This is a genomic window from Pantoea jilinensis, assembly GCF_019104105.1.
GTDB lineage: Bacteria > Pseudomonadota > Gammaproteobacteria > Enterobacterales > Enterobacteriaceae > Pantoea > Pantoea eucalypti.
In genome coordinates this window covers 87622-104406 of the sequence record NZ_CP077748.1, presented here as the reverse complement: position 1 = coordinate 104406, position 16785 = coordinate 87622, and the positions used below count along the sequence as shown (strand labels likewise).

General features: G+C 48.9%; 16 protein-coding genes and 1 pseudogene. 8 read left to right on the top strand and 9 right to left on the bottom strand.

Annotation, left to right across the window (positions count from 1 at the left end; all coding sequences use genetic code 11):
* The first annotated feature begins 1 nt into the window (after position 1).
* On the top strand, positions 2 to 1393 hold the full coding sequence (clcA, locus tag KTJ90_RS19960) for a H(+)/Cl(-) exchange transporter ClcA (protein ID WP_457171601.1): 1392 nt from the start codon (positions 2 to 4) through the stop codon (positions 1391 to 1393).
* Positions 1394 to 2498: 1105 nt separating this feature from the next.
* Here clcA and KTJ90_RS19955 read toward each other — a convergent pair.
* Positions 2499 to 3179 carry a type 1 glutamine amidotransferase domain-containing protein gene (locus KTJ90_RS19955; protein WP_499026989.1) on the bottom strand — a complete coding sequence of 227 codons (681 nt, stop codon included), beginning with the start codon at positions 3177 to 3179 and terminating at the stop codon, positions 2499 to 2501.
* Between the two features lie 161 nt (positions 3180 to 3340).
* Here KTJ90_RS19955 and KTJ90_RS19950 point away from each other — a divergent pair, with 161 nt between their 5' ends.
* Together KTJ90_RS19950 and KTJ90_RS19945 are read left to right on the top strand one after the other, a co-directional pair.
* Entirely contained in the window at positions 3341 to 4258 is a 918-nt protein-coding gene (locus KTJ90_RS19950) for a LysR family transcriptional regulator (RefSeq protein WP_003848191.1), read from the top strand.
* A gap of 109 nt (positions 4259 to 4367) precedes the next feature.
* On the top strand, positions 4368 to 4583 hold the full coding sequence (locus KTJ90_RS19945) for a YdgH/BhsA/McbA-like domain containing protein (protein WP_003848189.1): 216 nt from the start codon (positions 4368 to 4370) through the stop codon (positions 4581 to 4583).
* Positions 4584 to 4646: 63 nt separating this feature from the next.
* On the opposite strand, the gene KTJ90_RS19940 is transcribed toward KTJ90_RS19945, so the two are convergent.
* The 7 genes and pseudogenes from KTJ90_RS19940 to KTJ90_RS19910 all read right to left on the bottom strand — a co-directional run bounded on the left by KTJ90_RS19940 (position 4647) and on the right by KTJ90_RS19910 (position 11258).
* A complete protein-coding gene (locus KTJ90_RS19940; RefSeq protein WP_003848188.1) occupies positions 4647 to 5849 on the bottom strand; it encodes an MFS transporter in 1203 nt (400 codons plus the stop codon).
* Positions 5850 to 6012: 163 nt separating this feature from the next.
* Entirely contained in the window at positions 6013 to 6753 is a 741-nt protein-coding gene (locus KTJ90_RS19935; protein ID WP_008924582.1) for a nitroreductase family protein, read from the bottom strand.
* A 380-nt stretch (positions 6754 to 7133) separates the two neighbouring features.
* Positions 7134 to 7384 (bottom strand): annotated as a pseudogene (locus KTJ90_RS19930) (DUF4113 domain-containing protein); the annotation flags it as partial.
* The gene (locus tag KTJ90_RS19925) at positions 7350 to 7547 is read right to left on the bottom strand and encodes a hypothetical protein (RefSeq protein ID WP_499026987.1); all 198 of its coding nucleotides are present in this window, start codon (positions 7545 to 7547) and stop codon (positions 7350 to 7352) included. The gene KTJ90_RS19925 and the pseudogene KTJ90_RS19930, both read right to left, overlap by 35 nt.
* Before the next feature lie 1603 nt (positions 7548 to 9150).
* Complete coding sequence (locus tag KTJ90_RS19920) at positions 9151 to 9567, bottom strand: hypothetical protein (RefSeq protein ID WP_008924579.1); 417 nt, start codon at positions 9565 to 9567, stop codon at positions 9151 to 9153.
* Between the two features lie 29 nt (positions 9568 to 9596).
* Positions 9597 to 9752: a hypothetical protein gene (locus KTJ90_RS19915; protein WP_003848176.1), complete on the bottom strand. Its 156-nt coding sequence runs from the start codon at positions 9750 to 9752 to the stop codon at positions 9597 to 9599.
* Positions 9753 to 9770: 18 nt separating this feature from the next.
* Positions 9771 to 11258, bottom strand: a complete 1488-nt coding sequence (locus KTJ90_RS19910; RefSeq protein WP_499026985.1) for a hypothetical protein — start codon at positions 11256 to 11258, stop codon at positions 9771 to 9773.
* 932 nt (positions 11259 to 12190) lie between these two features.
* Here KTJ90_RS19910 and KTJ90_RS19905 point away from each other — a divergent pair.
* The 5 genes from KTJ90_RS19905 (at position 12191) to KTJ90_RS19885 (ending at position 14323) form a co-directional block, all read left to right on the top strand.
* The gene (locus KTJ90_RS19905) at positions 12191 to 12454 is read left to right on the top strand and encodes a hypothetical protein (protein WP_152333553.1); all 264 of its coding nucleotides are present in this window, start codon (positions 12191 to 12193) and stop codon (positions 12452 to 12454) included.
* A 73-nt stretch (positions 12455 to 12527) separates the two neighbouring features.
* Positions 12528 to 12719, top strand: a complete 192-nt coding sequence (locus KTJ90_RS19900) for a hypothetical protein (RefSeq protein ID WP_033761272.1) — start codon at positions 12528 to 12530, stop codon at positions 12717 to 12719.
* Positions 12720 to 12754: 35 nt separating this feature from the next.
* Positions 12755 to 13048 (top strand): hypothetical protein, encoded by a 294-nt coding sequence (locus KTJ90_RS19895; RefSeq protein WP_337028624.1) that lies wholly within the window; start codon positions 12755 to 12757, stop codon positions 13046 to 13048.
* A gap of 442 nt (positions 13049 to 13490) precedes the next feature.
* On the top strand, positions 13491 to 13871 hold the full coding sequence (locus KTJ90_RS19890; RefSeq protein WP_008924575.1) for a SecDF P1 head subdomain-containing protein: 381 nt from the start codon (positions 13491 to 13493) through the stop codon (positions 13869 to 13871).
* A 134-nt stretch (positions 13872 to 14005) separates the two neighbouring features.
* Complete coding sequence (locus KTJ90_RS19885; RefSeq protein WP_008924574.1) at positions 14006 to 14323, top strand: hypothetical protein; 318 nt, start codon at positions 14006 to 14008, stop codon at positions 14321 to 14323.
* A gap of 1024 nt (positions 14324 to 15347) precedes the next feature.
* Here the strand turns inward: KTJ90_RS19885 and KTJ90_RS19880 are convergent.
* The gene (locus tag KTJ90_RS19880) at positions 15348 to 16724 is read right to left on the bottom strand and encodes a glycoside hydrolase family 10-like protein (protein WP_008924572.1); all 1377 of its coding nucleotides are present in this window, start codon (positions 16722 to 16724) and stop codon (positions 15348 to 15350) included.
* Positions 16725 to 16785 lie beyond the last annotated feature (61 nt).

The following is a 16785-nucleotide window of genomic DNA, read 5'->3' as shown; positions in this document are numbered from 1 at the left end:
AATGAACGAAGAATCACCGCAGCCGGTTTATGTTCCTCGCTCCATTGCAGCGCGTAGCCGGATGTTCCGCGCCCTTCTCTATCGTGATAAAACGCCGCTGGCGATGCTGTTTTGTGCTGCGCTGGTCGGTTCGCTGGTTGGCCTGGCAGGCGTGGCATTTGCACGCGCCGTTGAAACCATCCAGCAGTGGCGTGCCGACACGCTGACTTCAGGGCAGTTACAAGGCTGGATGCTCTACGCCACTGCCTTTGCCATCTCGGCTCTGCTGGCGATGGTCGGCTATTTTCTCGTCAGACGTTATGCTCCCGAAGCGGGTGGCTCGGGCATTCCTGAAATTGAAGGGGCGCTTGAAGAGCTAAGACCTGTGCGGTGGTGGCGGGTCATTCCCGTGAAATTCTTTGGCGGCATGGGCACGCTGGGTGCCGGAATGGTGCTGGGCCGGGAAGGCCCAACGGTACAGCTGGGCGGGAACATAGGACGCATGGTCATTGATATTCTGGGAATGCGCAGTAATGAAGCCCGACATACGCTGCTGGCTACCGGTGCGGCCGCCGGTCTGGCTGCTGCTTTCAATGCACCGCTGGCGGGCATCCTGTTTATCATCGAGGAGATGCGCCCGCAGTTTCGTTATAACCTGATTTCGATTAAAGCTGTGTTTACCGGCGTCATTATGGCGAGCATCGTGTTTCGCTATTTCAACGGCGAACAGGCAGTCATCTCCGTTGGCAAGCTGGCTGATGCGCCAGTGCAGACGCTGTGGCTCTATCTGATACTGGGTATGGTTATCGGTATGGTCGGCGTCTTATTTAACCGTCTGATATTCATCACGCAGGATCTTTTTGCCCGCTTGTACGCGGGTAAAACGGCACGTGTGGTACTGGCAGGCGCATTGCTGGGCGGGGGTTGCGGCATTCTGGCTCTTCTGTTCGCTCCAGGCGCAGGCGGCGGTTCTGAACTGATTCCCCAGGCGGTTCATGGTCTCTTCCCGTTCACCCTGCTGTTGGTTATCTTCCTGGTCAGGCTGATAACGACTCTGCTCTGTTTTGGGTCAGGTGCACCCGGCGGTATCTTTGCCCCGATGCTGGCATTAGGGACACTACTCGGTACAGCATTTGGGGTGGCAATGACGGATCTGTTTCCGTTTTACCATCTTGATGCGGGTACTTTTGCTATCGCAGGGATGGGCGCACTGTTCGCGGCTTCGGTAAGAGCACCACTCACCGGCATTGTGCTGGTACTGGAAATGACAGATAACTATCAGCTGATATTGCCGATGATCATTACCTGTCTGGGCGCTACGCTACTGGCACAGTTCCTGGGAGGAAAACCACTCTACTCATCTATTCTGGCCCGCACGCTGGCGCGTCAGGCAGACGCTACCCAAACGCGATGAGCGGATAGACGGCTTAGTTACTTATTATGAGAATAATCAGACGGCATCTGTCCAGGTGCCGGATTGATCCTGTGATTGATCTCATGCCCATCATTTTTATGCAGTTGATTTTCGCGCTGCCTGTCAGGCAGCCCTGCCACACTCGGCCACAGCAACCAGCCCGGCACTGAGCAGGATATTTATCCCCTCGGGCATCTTTTTAATTCAGGCCGCGGAGTCTGCAGGAGTTATTTAAATGTTACAAATATAAACAACCACAAAAGTATAAATATACTTTGTATATTTCAGGCCCGGATGCGCATCTTAAAATGATAAAAGCCCTGACTGAAATAGCCAGGGCTTTTAAGGTACGACAGATTTAACGTTTACCATTAACTAACTTAATTGAAAGGTACTGCTTCGATACTACTATTTATGAACAGATCCTGCGGATAATAATGATCACGAAACAAAAATGTCATTACCATTAGCGGTTTTCACCACCTGATAGTCTTTCAGGAGACAAAGACAGGTCAGGCCCGTATAAATCTGTACACCCCCATCGCGATATATACTCTTTGATGCGTTGCCTTACTTTCATTACGACGTTTAAACCGCAATCGTATCCTGTCGTAACGTAACGTTCAGAACTACGAGGCCTTACATCATCGCGACGCGATACTGCAAACTACATATTACAACACCTTAAAACTTACTTCGACTCCATTTAACAGGGTTATCATTAACTAATGTTTAGTTTCAAAGAACAATGTTTAACAGAACCGCCGACGATGTTAAACCAATATTCGTCGACACCTTTTACGCTTAACACCGTAGGTTTCTGGTGTATCAGGGCTGCTTCATGCCGCTGATGAGTTCTACTTTACGCATATAAAAAACGATGTCAACACTGTTATTAAAGACATGTTTATATCTGCAGTAGAAGGGTTTACTAATTATTTAATCTCTGCACAAGCCCGCAGATTTCCTCTAAAGGTTAAGAATAATTGAAGCCTAATCTATTCGATATAAATAATTCAGCAGGTCACTATTTATTTTCCACGCACGGCGGTAATAAAAAAGGCGCCCGCAGGCGCCCCTCAACCAGTGTATGCCAAAACCTGCTTTATTTTTTCAGGTTTGCCAGCAACACTTTTGCGGTCTCAGCCGATGAACTCGGATTCTGACCAGTAATCAGCAGGCCATCCTGAACCGTGTAGGACTGCCAGTCATCGCCACGTGAGTAGATACCGCCATTCTGTTTTAATGCATCTTCTACCAGGAACGGTACTACGTCCGTCAGGCCAACGCCCTCTTCTTCACTGTTTGTGAAGCCAGTAACTTTTTTGCCTTTAACCAGAGGCGTGCCATCCGCATTTTTCACATCACGCAGGACACCGGGAGCATGACAAACCAGTGCAACCGGTTTGCCAGCCTGCAGCGTTTGTTCGATCAATGAAATGGAGTGTTTGTCATTTGCCAGATCCCACAACGGTCCATGACCGCCAGGATAGAAGACGGCATCAAATGCATCCTGGTTCACCGTATCAAGTCTGACAGTCGAAGCCAGCGCAGCCTGAGCAGCAGAATCAGCATGGAAGCGACGGGTCTCATCGGTCTGAGAATCGGGCTCATCACTTTTTGGATCAAGTGGCGGCTGTCCGCCTTTTGGCGACGCCAGCGTAATGTCAGCACCCGCATCAAGAAAGGCATAGTAAGGCGCGGCAAGTTCTTCCAGCCAGAAACCGGTCTTCTTGCCGGTGGTACCCAACTCATCATGCGAGGTCAAAACCATTAAAATTTTCATTTACGCTCCATATAACAGTCAGTCGGTTTCAGGTGTAAGAATATTCAAAATCTGCGTGTAAGCCGCCAGTCACGGCGTTGACCCATTAATCATGGCGGGCTTAAGAATATTTATGAAATTTATCTCTTCAATTTCAGCTATTCACATAGCATTATAGCTCAATGAAATACGATTTGAATTTACTGCCAGTTTTGCTGGTCATGATGGAAGAGCGTAACGTTACTCGCGCAGCAGAACGACTGGGTATCACCCAGCCGGCGCTATCTAATGCATTGAACCGGCTTCGTGAGACACTCAACGATCCGCTATTCATTCGTGAACGTTATGGGATGCGCCCGACGCCAAAAGCCGAACAGCTGGCTCAGGTGGTTGGATCGGCGTTGTCATCCATCGATAAAGTGATTCTGGGCCAGCAGGATTTTGATCCCCTGCATGCCACACGGCTATTTACTCTCGCACCGAATAGCTACGTTGAATTCATCATGATGCCTGCCATTGTGGCTCGCCTGCGGACTTCAGCACCTAATGTCAGGCTTCGCCTCACCCCTTTTGGCAATGACGTCACCGAAACCGGCGTAATTTCCGGCAACACCGATATGGTGCTGGGTCGAATCGTTGATCCTCCCGATAATCTGGTGGTGCAGCACCTGATGAATGAGAGTCTGGCCTGTGTATTACGCGCAGATCATCCGTTTGCAGGCGATAGCTTCAGTGCCGAACAGTATGAGCAGCTTAAACACGTCAATGTTCTGCCACCTGGCCGTATGCGTGCAGGATTGTATCAGGCGCTTGAACAGCGCGGTCTGCGTCGTCAGGTTGCCGTATCCGTGACACATTTTCTCGCCGTGCCAGAAATGATTGCAGTCACAGACTATTGCGCCACCCTGCCACGTCTGATCTGTCAGCACCTTTCCCGGGATCCGCGACTCAAAATTGTTCCCGCACCTGTCGATCTCGGCACGTTTCCTGTGGAAATGGGCTGGCATACACGTTATCGCAGCGATCCAGCCCATCGCTGGTTCAGGACGTTAATCATGGAAACGGCACGGGAGCTTTCTGACTCACAGACAAACAATTAGCATGATCACCATTTCCGCACTAATAGTTAATAACGATATGATAACCTGAGTTATTATTATTCCCATCGGAGGCAGACAACCTCCCCATTCATCACTCAGGAATATGACCATGAAAAACGTAAAAGCACTCTCTATCGCCGCTATCGCTGCACTCTCAATGATCTCGTTTGGCAGCTTTGCTGAGACTGTTTCTGTGACCTCATCCACACTGGATGGCGCAGAATCTAAAATCGCTGCTCAGGCTCAGGAACAGGGCGCGCAGTACAAAATTACGGAAGCGAACACCAATAACCGTGTTCACATGACCGCAGAACTGTATAAATAACGGATGGTCGCAAACGGATTTGCCAGGAGAGGCTGCCCAACGGGCAGCCTTTTTTGTGCCCGATCAGGCAAGACGGGTGGCGGGTGAACTGCCGGTACGCCACCATAAAATCAGCGCGGCCAGCGCTATCGCTCCTAGTACCGCAAACGCCGTGCTATAGGAATAACGTGCGGCGATCATGCCGGTCATGGCAGGACTCAACGCAGCACCTACACCCTGCATCAGCATAATGACGCTCTGCCCGGCGTTAACATGCCCCGTGCCGCGCATCAACGTAACAATGTAGCCAGGCACCGCCACACCGAGAATTCCAGCCGCAATACCATCCAGCACCTGAACCGGAATAACAAAAATCGGCTCGGCAAAACCTGCCGCAATTACCGCGCGCAGCGGTAAAATCATCAGCGCAACCATAATGAAAAGACGATAACCCTGCGTTTCAACGCGCTTTGACACCCACAGCGCAACCGGGATCATTACCAGTTGTGAAATCACCACCGTTGCCGCCGCATACAGCCCCGGACTTACTGCCGCCTGGCCCCCAGCCGAAGCAACGCGCATGCTCAGCATTGGCAGCAACGCGGCATTGGCAAGATGAAACAGCAGTAACGTCACGCCAGCTATCATGAGCGCGGGTTTACGTATCAGCATCGATAAGTTGAGCGCAGGCTGTCGCTCTTCCTGTTTTTCATATCCACGCGCCACATCGTTATCGATTTCGTCACCGCGAATCGCCAGCGTTGCGAAGGCTGCGAAAACCGCCATCACGGTCATCAGAATAAAAACCGCCCCCATTCCCCAGTACCACGCTGAGAAACCCGCCAGCAGTGCAGCAATGGTATTACCGCCATGGTTAAAGGCTTCGTTGCGTCCCATCTGATGGTTAAAACCACGCTGACCGGTCAGACCCAGGGTAATTCCCGCAACGGTCGGGCCGATGAAGGCCGCCGCAATACCTGCCACGATTTGTGAGACCATCGCCGTCCATGTCTGATTGCTGTACCACAGCAGCAGCGTGGCAACGGTGATGACAAGGCAGCCAAGCAGCACAATCATTTTTTTATGGCGGGTTGCATCGGCAGCGATGCCCGCAGGCAGGGTGGCAAGTAATCCGGCTATTCCGCCACAGGTCATCACCAGACCAATTTCGTCTGGTCGCCAGTGTCGTTCCGTTAAAAATATCCCCAGAAAGGGCCCCAGACCATCGCGGACATCGGCCAGAAAAAAGCTCATTAAACAGAGCGCATAAAGTGAACGCTGAGACATGTAATTTCCCTGGAAAGTAAGTGTTAAAGGCAGTTGCGCTTCGGTTAACAGGGAAATTATGTGTTACAACCTGGAAAGTCACATTTCGTTATAGTAACAAAATGAAAAAGGCCACCCGCAACGGTGTGCGAGTGGCCCTGCGTTTCACTCAACAAAGAGTAAATTATTTATCTGTGCCGAAACCCTGCTTCAGCAGTGCGGGCAGTACAGCCGGGAAATAGATGTTCTTGTAATAACCGCTGACGCTCTCGCTCCAGCTCTCACCGTCATCACGTCCGATGTTTTTCCAGTGCTGAACCATTTCTTCATTATAAGCCGCAATCTGCTGCTCCAGACCCTGAGTCTGGTAGGTCTCATCGTGGCGGAAAGTGGCCAGCGGCAGACGTGGTTTCTGGTGAGCGGGCTGGTCAACGTGACCGATTACCACGCCGGCAACCGGGAAGGTCATCGGTGGAAGATTGAGCAGTGAGATCATTGCCTGCGGATCGCGACGGATACCACCAATCGGCACAATGCCCAGACCTTCTGCACGTGCCGCGGCCATCACTGACCCCAGCGCAATGCCGATATCGGTTGAACCCGATACGATACTCTCAATACTCTGATGAGCGATCTGCTGCTGATCGACAGCGGCCATGCCGACCGCTGATTTATGCATATCCAGCACAAAGGTGATAAACACGGGTGCTTTGGCGATCCACGGCTGACCGCCCGCGATGGCAGCGATCTCGGCACGACGTCCGGCATCACGGGTAATGACAACAGAAACCTGCTGCGAGTTTACTGATGTGGGTGCGCGGTAAGCGGTACTAATTATACGATCCAGTACCGCTTCATCGACAGGTTGCTCAGTGAAACTGCGTTCACTTTTATGACTTGTAAAAATATCAATCAGTTCGCTCATGGTTCCTCCCATATAAAGCGCAACTATAACAGCACAGCGCATACATGCTTGGTAATTCGAGGGTTTTTGGGCGGGCTTTTGTAACTGATTTTTATCATGTACATGTCTATGTACACTTTTGAAATCTATGGCGAAGTCACCAGATTTAGATTGTAAACCTTACGGATCATTTGCCGTTTCAATCGTGGCAGTAATGTTTCCCGGCAAAATGATCCCCTTACGCCCCGGTCCGTCGACTGTCTCATGATGCGCGATAATTGGACCAGTGAACCAAGCATGACAGAGGGCGAAAGCCACAAACAGATTGAGCCACCCTGTTTTGGCAGTAATAAACTATTGCGTATCTCCATGCCACTACACGTGAAAATGCGAAATAATCATCACACCACCGGCAGGTCCGAAACCCTTGTGATATATGCCGGTGAAAGCATATCCCGCTTCATTGACCAGGATTTCTGGATACCCTGCCCTGCAAAAAAAAGACTGGCCTTGCCGCTCTGGTTGAGCCCATCAATCACCCGCATCAGAGCTTCGCTATTCGCCTGCGGCTGATATTCGTCAAACAGACTTAGCTGAGCCACCCCTGGCTGAAGAAGTCACCAAGCATCACGCCCAGTTTCATATGCCGGTGTCGTGTGTGTCTCTATCCACTTATTCGCAGAGTTAAGTGTGTAATGCCAGTTCATCTGGCCAGGCTCTTTTACAAAGTCGAGTGTGCTGATGGTGAATCGGCCTTCAGCATCGCGCTTAATCGCCTGCCTGAAAGCCATCATGATTTCGTAGTCGCGTGGCATGATAATTCCCCCTTTGATTAATACTGTATGGATAAACAGTAATTGCAGTTGGCAGGTTTGATCAAGGCGAAGCTTACAACAGATTTGTAAAGGGTCTGATGGCGCTGAATTTTTATCTGACGGTCGTTATGAGGCCATCCTAAAGGCATGATATCCGAAGCTGACTTTGCAACCTGAGTCAATCGAAATAAATTGTTGAACGTCTATTTCCTAATAATGGCGTTATGTGTATCCTCCGTGTTATCAGCCAGGGCTGATAGATGGTTTGCCCCAATTGAACAACTTTACGCCCGTGTAACGCGGGTTTTTTTATGCCTTCCGTTAAATTGCCGCTCCAATGATGGCTTACCAACGCAAAACCCACCCCGCAGAATCAATAGATGGCTTGCAGGTTATTTATTCCGTCGCAAATTTTACTACTGCTTTAGTCTGCAAAGAGCGAGAAGCGGACAATTTACCTTACCCATAAATTTTTTCTCTGCGCATCTACAAAATCATTAGAGGTGATTCGGCGGGAGTAATCGTTTTGTATGGCCGCTTTTTGGAAAAGCCGTCATTTGCAGCGAATCCAAAAGTATTCATTCAGCCTGCTGTTGATCGGCTTTGGTATAATCGTTTCAATTAGCCATGTATGACATAAGTCTTTTGAAAGCGCATGATTGCAGTCTGTAAGAGCAACAAAACTTCACTTCGGAAACGCTCGCTTTTGATTTAGAGCGGACATTCATAGTTCCTGAAAGATTCAGTTAATATGAACCGCATTTGATAATCTCCCGTCATCATGATTACAAAAAATATTGTGACACTTTCCAGAAAGACGGGGCCAGCCTGGAATTAAATTTAATAAATAACCATAAAAATCAACGCTGTAAAAGATTTTTCACTAAGCTTTCCAAAAAATACCGTTAACATTTTGTATGCATTTCTTTCAAAACGTCGCCATATTGTCAACTAATTACTCTTTATATGTAATCTTTTTGTTAATACTATTTACGCGAATATGAGGACTTGACTATGAAATCAGTTATCTAAGAGAGATACTTACTTTAATTTTTTGCGTTGCGATTACAGCTGTAATTGTTAAGTTCATTTCGAAAAGTGCTTTTTACGTTTCACATCCTTCTTTATCCATTTCATTAATAGTTGCTGTAGCAGTAATTATCTCAAACGTGATAGTAACAAAATTAGTTTCAAGAAGAGGATAAATGACATGCTTAGAGAACTGACCGAAAATGAAAGTAATATCGTCTCTGGCGGTAATGCTAACTCAGGTTACGAAGGCTCAAACTGCACCAACGCCGCGATTAAAGGGGGGTGTTAACGGTGCAACGGGTGGTGCTGTGGCCGGTGCTATCCGTGGCGGTGTCACGGGCCTCGCTGGCGGCCCTGGAGGGGTAGTAGCAGGCGCGGGTGCCGGGGCTGCTGAAGGGGCTGTTTATGGCGGAGTTCCAGGTGCTATTGGAGGGTATGTAGGTTGCCAGAATAGCGGCTCTGCTAACAATGGTGGAAACAGTAGCAATCTCGGCGTAGATTCCAGCGATAACAGCGTGAACTGACAGTGCCATTGGTAGCAGGTTACGAAAGACTGAACCCTAACAGTCTACTATTGTATTTTCGATACCTCAGCTTTAGCCCATTTAACCGCATCATCAGCAAAGTATTGATTACCAGTTAAATAATCAACTACAAGCCCTCCTGCAAGACTTGCAATACAGGATGCCGTCGCTAAGGCAGAGACCCACTCAAGTTCATATCTGCCTGTTGATAAAACAATTGCTAAATCCGGAACGAAGGTAGCATTTAACTCATTAAGTTCACCATCATTATCCACTACATGTACATAATACTCGAAACCTGAAATTGAACCATTAACAGGGCAAGGTAAGAAGCCGCTGAACGTTAAAGGATCAAATTCATCATCCAGTACGCAGGGAAACCCTGCATGAATGATTGAATCCCTAAGAAGAGAAGTAGGAGGGAAGTTTTTTTTAGCTATGTAAATACCGATATCGCGTGACAAGTCTTACTCCTTCTTAGTCAATTTCTGGCTTATAACAATACATGGAAAACCAGATAATCAGCATCGTTATCCAGCCCCTGTGTGAAGGTGTCCAGCATGCCGCCATCCCTGCCCATCACCAGCTGCAGGTTCTCCCACTTTTTCTGAAAGTCGATTTTCTTACCGTTATAGGTGCCGCCGACCACACCATAAGCGTCATTCAGTCACCGTACGATGCCATAGGCGTCGGTACGGTGATGGATAGTCTCAAGCTGTTTGTCAATAAGGTTAAACATCTTGCCGCCAGTCCGCCCAAATATCAGGGCATTCTCACGCTGCTTCTGTTCTTCTGTGCAATGATTACGGCGATAGATGGGCAGGATGACGTTTTCATAGTATTCAACCGGCGACTGGCTGAAGAGCTGAGCATTGATAAGCGGGTTGCCACGGAAGCGCTTTATGCCTTCCAGGCCGTTGAGCTCAATTTTGCTGGCATCCCATATACCCATTTTCATGAGGTCATGCGTGACCTGATTAGGTAATTTGATAATGCCGTTTAACCGGTTGTAAGCGGTCATCAGCGCATCACCCGCTGAGCTGCCCTTAAGCTCGCCGATAATCGGCTCAAGCTCGGCAAACAACGCTTTATTGCTCAGACCGAACGCAGCAGTGCCGGCTTTGGCCATAAACTGACGGTACTGGGTGAAATCGACATTGCCCCCGGAGGACTGGATTGCGCGGAAGGCAGCGTCAATGAGTCGGTTAATCCGCTCAGGGCTTTTCAGGCCGCCCGCGGTCTCAGTAAAGCGCAGCATATCCATCTGCTTCGCAACCGTGGCTTCGCGCTGGTGCTCATCCAGAACGCGTGAGGCGAATGTGATACGGGCCAGCACGGGGGCAGCCAGTTTCGCCGCGCGCAGCTGCTCCTCCACAGACTTCATGCCGGATTCGCTGAATACGCCCTGCGCCTCCACCAGATACTTCAGCATGTCAGTAGCCGATGAGCCACGGACCCACGTGGTTTCGGCAAAATGCATTGCTTCCTCTGTGGTCGCCTGACTCATGCCGAACTGTCTGAACTTCTTAGTCATGGTCTGGTACCGGGCAGCCTCGTCAACAAAACCCTTCAGCATGCTGAAGCCCAGATAGCCGGTGGCCAGATTGGTCATACCGGCTGAATATGAGCCTCCACCTGGTGGCCGGCCATTACCACCGCCGTGGCCAGAGCCACCCCATCCACCAGGAGGGACGCCGTTATTCCAGCCATGCCACCAGCGACTGTTTCCTGCAGGAGGAGGCAGCGCAGGTCCTCCGCCATGGTTCCCATATCCACTGCTGCCCCCTGCAGCCGCGGCACCAGCAGCAGCCCGAACGGGCAACGTTATGGCTGCACCGTAGCTGCCCGCCAGCAGTGGCACATTACGGGAGGCCCGGTTGATGCGCTGTGTCTGGTCAGCAATCTCGCGGATGGCACCGGCATACTCACGCGCGCCGCGTGACGCACCAGAGAACATATTATTGAGGGAGCGATTGAGTGCCCGCAGCGCAGATGTCGCCTCGCGTGCCGCACTGGTCAGTGCTTTAATGTTCCTGGTGATGGTGAGGAACTTCTTTTTCAGTTCAATCGCATCACGGCTCACCTGCAGCAGGTTGCGCGTAATCTGGTCATCCAGCGCCAGCCGCACGGCTACACGGTAAGCATTAACATCCATAGGAACCTCAATTTACGGGCATAAAAAACCTGCCGGAGCGGGTCGGGTTTTAAGAAAATAACATCAAAATTCGGTGCGACAGGGACTCTATAAGAGCCTCATACCACTCCTTCACTGTTGGATCGAATTGCAAAAACCATAGACTGAAGTAAACCCCTCCAACACCAGCGAGCATATGCAAGCTAAGATTGAACCAGTATGCGTGAGGCCGGTCAGCCCTCTTGATAAGCTCGCATCTGGACGTGCCTTTGAAAGTCTTGGTGTAGACACCAGTTCGGTAATAACTGATTGCTTGCATAACCATTACAAGCCCAGTGACAAAAATTGCAATTACAGTGAACCAATAGCCGTAATCCATGCCAAATAATTCCTTTTATAACTAAGTCTTTAATTGAACCAGCCAGCTATCTGCGTTTAATTATCATACGCATTTTTCGGCTCTGCATTTCCGTTTTATCTGCCAGAACCAGACACTTTACACCATCGATTCCGGCTCATCATTTGAGCATTCACAAATTCCAGTCACTGCGAAAAGACCTGTTTTTTTATCAGGATTCCTATTCCAAAACTTAAGCGTATATTGCCAATGGGGTATTCCCATATGGCAAGGTTTAAAAATCATAAATGAAAAAAACAATCGTGGCTCTAATCTCTCTGGCTCTCCTGGCACCATCTGTCAGTTTTGCACGCGGTGGTCATTATGCAGGCGGACATGGCTCTTCTCATAAATATGGTAAGTATATAAATGCTCGTACCGGCAACCATTATGAGAAGCGACACTGATTAATAGTATGGAATCCGTACTCAAAGCCCACTCCGCTGGGCTTTTTTTATTATGCTGAAAGAGTGAATATGCAAAAGAAAAGTTAAAGTTTGCAGCCAGTATGCCGATAATCAATAACATGCCTGAGTGACTCTTGTGAATGATGATCATGTCAGTTGATACTATTTACCGGCACTTTAAAAAAGCCTGGGCTGAAACGCCACATGGAACACTTAGTGATGCTCAACTCCGTTTAATAGCTGAAAACTGCCGCCGGGACGAAATAGCTGCAATTCACTTTGTCATAAAACTGTGCAATGCCGATCTTGCTACATGCCCTGACTGGGATGTTGAAATGCAATACCTGCTTCACAAAAACATTCACACATTACAGCGCCTGCTTGCTCAGATTGATTTGATGCGCAAGCAATAAGCGGTGTTCATTCCCAGTGAATGATTAGGCCGGCAGTCGATACCATAAGTATGTAACTCAAGGAGAACGCTCAATGGAACAACCAAACCCTCTCGCAGCCCTATCATTGATCATCTGGTTTCTGATGTTTATCCCATGCTTCCGCATGGCTCAGAAAGCTGGTTTCGGATGGAAGATGGCGCTGTTGCTTTCCTTCCCAGGTATCCATTTCATCATGCTCTACGTTTTCGCTTACAAGAAGTGGCCAAGTCTTCCACGCGCATGATAGAAGCACCAATTAATCTAAATGGATTTTAAGTAATGAAAAGATTAACGCCAGCTTTAACTTTTATTTCAATGATGATTACTTCTTTGACTGTTATTGGTGCAGAAAAAAGCACTGATAAAGTTGGTGCTTCAGGTAAATGCCTTGGCTACTTATCTATGTTTAATGAGGAAGATCTCAAGGCTAAATCAACCCTAACTCAAGATCTTCTTGATTTATACAGGTCATCTTTGTCTGAGGCCATGCAGACGTCTTCAATCAACGGGGAGCAGGTCATACCTGCTGATATTTACACACTAAGTATAGATGCATCAGCATTTGTTTCTTAATAAATCCTCTGCCGGTACCATTATGTCCTCAATGGTACCGGACCAATCGTTCATACCAATGTAAACTGCTTAGTCTCATAAGAAAGAAAAACGTTTGCTGCCCCCGTCCGAACTCCTTTTCTGGTTAAATTCTGGCTGGCAAAATCGCACAACTCGGAGCCTGTGGTGGCCTGAGCGTAAGACCTGCAGCAGCTTTTTAATCGCGGGCACGGACAGGTATTTAAACGACATCAGGCCTGATACTGGTCACACTCATGGTGGCGGAAATGATGGACATTTTTAACAGGCAAGGGCGCGGTCGGAATAAGACCGGTTATGACTGATTCAGCTGACAGATGAGCCGGACTTTTTGCTACCTGATATCAGCCAGAATGCATGGCAGGTGCACATTAAGCTTCATGGTTTTATAATGATTTTTTAATGCTACGAATGGGGATATTGCATGCTTAAATCCGCGCTTTTTCTCGCTGCCCTGCTCTCTCCTTTTGCCTCTGTCGCCGGGCCCGGTAGTTTTATATTTGAAGTAAATGGTACAAAGGAAACATACTCACCAGGATGTATAAAATCAATAAGTTACGTGCCGAATGATGAGGTTGATTCTGAAAATGTTGATTTCACACTAAGAAATGAGTGTGGAAAAAAACTCTTTGTCAACACAAAGCAGAACATTGGTAAGAAGTTGTCTATTTATTACAAAGGCAATCTGCTTTCCAGCGCTACTATTGTCTCTGTACTCAGGAATACTTTCAGAATATCCAGTAAAGAGATGCCGCGCATAGTTCTGATGCAGCTTCTTTATGACTATGGGGTTAAGCGTAATTAGTGGAAATGTAGGGGAATGAAGTATAGACGAACGCGACAGGATTAACTTAGATTCAGACGTGTAGTAAGTATTACACGAGTGTTGGGCTGTAGTATCCGGGTGGCACTTGCACAATCTATCAAAGGAGAAAAACAGTGAGATGGCTTTTCTTATCCGGAATGTTACTTTCCATGATGGTAATAGCGGATGACCGGTCGTTCGAAACGCCAGAAGTAAAATGCCTGAATGAACACACTATCCCATTCATTAAGTCGGAAGTTCCGCCAAAAGAAATCGTTGATGAGGCCTATGTTACCTGTAAGCCAGAACTGGATGAGTGGAAGAAGTCGCAGGAGCCATTACCTGATGAAATGAAGCAGCACATGCGCAAAGAGCTTTATGACTTCTACATTAGGATGATTGGAAAAAGACGAAATTACGAAACAGGTAAATCATCAAAGGCTGCTCACTGAGACACTTTTTAACGTCTGCGCGGCTAAATTTTCGGGGTTATCAGAAGATGAACTTCCCTGGAAAACCAGACTCTGTATAACAGAAGGAGTAATGAAAATAGCCTACAAACCGAGAACATGTCCTTTCTGCAACTATCCGGGCCCCCAAAAAGAGCCGGATCGGAAATGGTCCTGCAGAAAGTGCGGCCTTGAATGGAAGCAGGAGCAGGATAATCGCGATAAAGATAAACAATGAATCCCGCCCTGCGGGGTTTTTTATTATCTGAAGACGGGTTCAGATATTCCCGGTACCGGTACGCCGCAGCCGTCTGACGTTTCGCACCTGCGACATCCTGCACTATCACGAAGATTGCGCCCGCATCGAGAGTCACCCTCACCGTAACTCGTATCCACCATAACAAGTCAGTGCGGCGCAGATCATTTAAGTTCCAGTACGTCTGACCACATACTGACTGGCGCATTCTCATGGGGAACACAGCATGGTTGTGGAAAAAGGTGCAGTTCAAATGATCGCAATGCCTGCTGATAATCACTCTTGTTTTCGACGACCTATTTTCCCGCCACGAACTGATCACGTATTCGATGGGCATAGGTGCCGATATCGACACGTTCATCCTGCCCATTCCAGCGATAACGGTATTGAATCATCATTCGGCCTTTACGTGATATCCGGACAGATAATCCGTCGCGATCCGTTTTCACCTGAACTTTTTCATATTCCTTGCCCGGCATTGAACTCAGGGCAGCATCTGAGAGTGCTATAGATTCTTTGGAGGTTGGGAATTATGTACATCATTATGTACACGTAAAAAGAGTAAGTGAAGAGAAACACCTGGAATACTGCGGAATACAAAAACTCATCAATTACCTGTTTTTTATGCGATTCGCCAGCTATCACGTGAATATACGGAATAGCCGGGAATCGAAAGAAAACAGATGGAATAGAAACTGTTATATAGCGCAGGAATAGCAGTCAGTCACAGGGAAAAACATAACCGCACTGGTCATGCTGATGTGGCCTTTTTCAGCCTCCCCAGCGGCTTTTAAGATAGCTCACCGCCTGCTGAGTCTGTGGCTGATTCAGATAGTTCTCTCTGAACAGAATGGTGCCGTTGATATTTGGGTTCGATTCATTGAGATTGAGCTGTTTTTTCAGCTCTGGCACACCACCCTGAAGCGTCCAGTCAGGCTCAATTTTTGAAGGTTCCCCCACTTTGTAGAGCGCCAGACCAATATAGAGCCGGGTTTTAGTGGGTTTCACCACCTCTGCCCACCAGTTTGCCAGCACGTCGTAACGGGCAGCCTGACGGGAAAATGGCCAGTACAGCTGGGGCGCAATGTAATCCAGCAAACCCTGCTGAACCCAGCGGCGGGTATCCGCAAAGGCTTCGTCATAAGCCGCCGCGCCGCGGGTATCGGAACCGGCGGGATCGTGTGAAAGATTGCGCCAGACGCCCGCCGGGCTGACACCAAACTCAACCTCCGGCTTCAGCTGCTTAATGGTGCGAGATACCTGCTCAATCAGCTGCTGCGTATTGTGACGCCGCCAGTCTGCTTTACTGGCAAAACCCTGGCCATAACGGCTGAAAGTCTGATTATCATTGAGCAGCGAACCCGCAGATTCGGAATAGAAGTAGTCATCGAACTGCACACCGTCGATGGGATAGCGCGCGACAACCTCGGCCACAATGCTGGTAATCCAGTCACGCACCTCAGGAATACCCGGATCGAGCACATAGCGATCGCCAGCGGTGCGGATCCAGTCGCGATGCAATACAAAAACACTGGCCGGATTAAGTGACAGTGTGCGGTTCAGTTCGCTCACGGTGGAGGGTTTAGTGTTCACCGATACCCGGTAAGGGTTGAACCAGGCATGGACTTTGATACCGCGCTTATGTGCCTCATCCAGCATAAACTGCAGCGGATCATAGCCAGGATCGTCACCGATTTTGCCGGTCAGCATATCGGACCAGGGCAGGATTTTTGAGGGCCAGAGCGCGGTAGCATCGGGCTTGACCTGGAAAAACACCGTGTTAATCCCCAGGCTTTTCAGCTTATCCAGCTTGTCGGTCAGTGATTGCTGCTGCAGGCGAATACGCTCTGCCGCCGGACGGCTGCCATTCACCGACGCTACCGGTGGCCAGTCAAGACGCGATACCGTGGCTAACCAGACGCCCCGTACCGGTTCATGCACCTCAGGACGGTCTGGCTTGCCTGCAGGTAGCGGCTGTTTTGTTACGGGCGGAAAAGGCGTCACCAGCGATTTCGGCGGCTCAGATGCGCAACTGACCAGCAACAACGCCGCAGCGAGCGCGGCGCCTCGCTTAACAGCGGTTCTGGCCTGTGCAGAAAAGAGATTAAAGACGATGATGAACTCCAGTATTGTCTGGTCGGGACGCAAAGAGATGTATTCTCGGTGAGTCTGATTAAATGTCAATGCGTTAGCACAGCGGCAACGGTAA

Bases quoted from the DNA above. Each gene is read 5' to 3' on its own strand.
- clcA (WP_457171601.1), top strand. From the start codon at position 2: ATGAACGAAGAATCACCGCAGCCGGTTTATGTTCCTCGCTCCATTGCA.
- KTJ90_RS19955 (WP_499026989.1), bottom strand. From the start codon at position 3,179: ATGAAAATTTTAATGGTTTTGACCTCGCATGATGAGTTGGGTACCACC.
- KTJ90_RS19950 (WP_003848191.1), top strand. From the start codon at position 3,341: ATGAAATACGATTTGAATTTACTGCCAGTTTTGCTGGTCATGATGGAA.
- KTJ90_RS19945 (WP_003848189.1), top strand. From the start codon at position 4,368: ATGAAAAACGTAAAAGCACTCTCTATCGCCGCTATCGCTGCACTCTCA.
- KTJ90_RS19940 (WP_003848188.1), bottom strand. From the start codon at position 5,849: ATGTCTCAGCGTTCACTTTATGCGCTCTGTTTAATGAGCTTTTTTCTG.
- KTJ90_RS19935 (WP_008924582.1), bottom strand. From the start codon at position 6,753: ATGAGCGAACTGATTGATATTTTTACAAGTCATAAAAGTGAACGCAGT.
- KTJ90_RS19925 (WP_499026987.1), bottom strand. From the start codon at position 7,547: ATGCCACGCGACTACGAAATCATGATGGCTTTCAGGCAGGCGATTAAG.
- KTJ90_RS19910 (WP_499026985.1), bottom strand. From the start codon at position 11,258: ATGGATGTTAATGCTTACCGTGTAGCCGTGCGGCTGGCGCTGGATGAC.
- KTJ90_RS19905 (WP_152333553.1), top strand. From the start codon at position 12,191: ATGTCAGTTGATACTATTTACCGGCACTTTAAAAAAGCCTGGGCTGAA.
- KTJ90_RS19900 (WP_033761272.1), top strand. From the start codon at position 12,528: ATGGAACAACCAAACCCTCTCGCAGCCCTATCATTGATCATCTGGTTT.
- KTJ90_RS19895 (WP_337028624.1), top strand. From the start codon at position 12,755: ATGAAAAGATTAACGCCAGCTTTAACTTTTATTTCAATGATGATTACT.
- KTJ90_RS19890 (WP_008924575.1), top strand. From the start codon at position 13,491: ATGCTTAAATCCGCGCTTTTTCTCGCTGCCCTGCTCTCTCCTTTTGCC.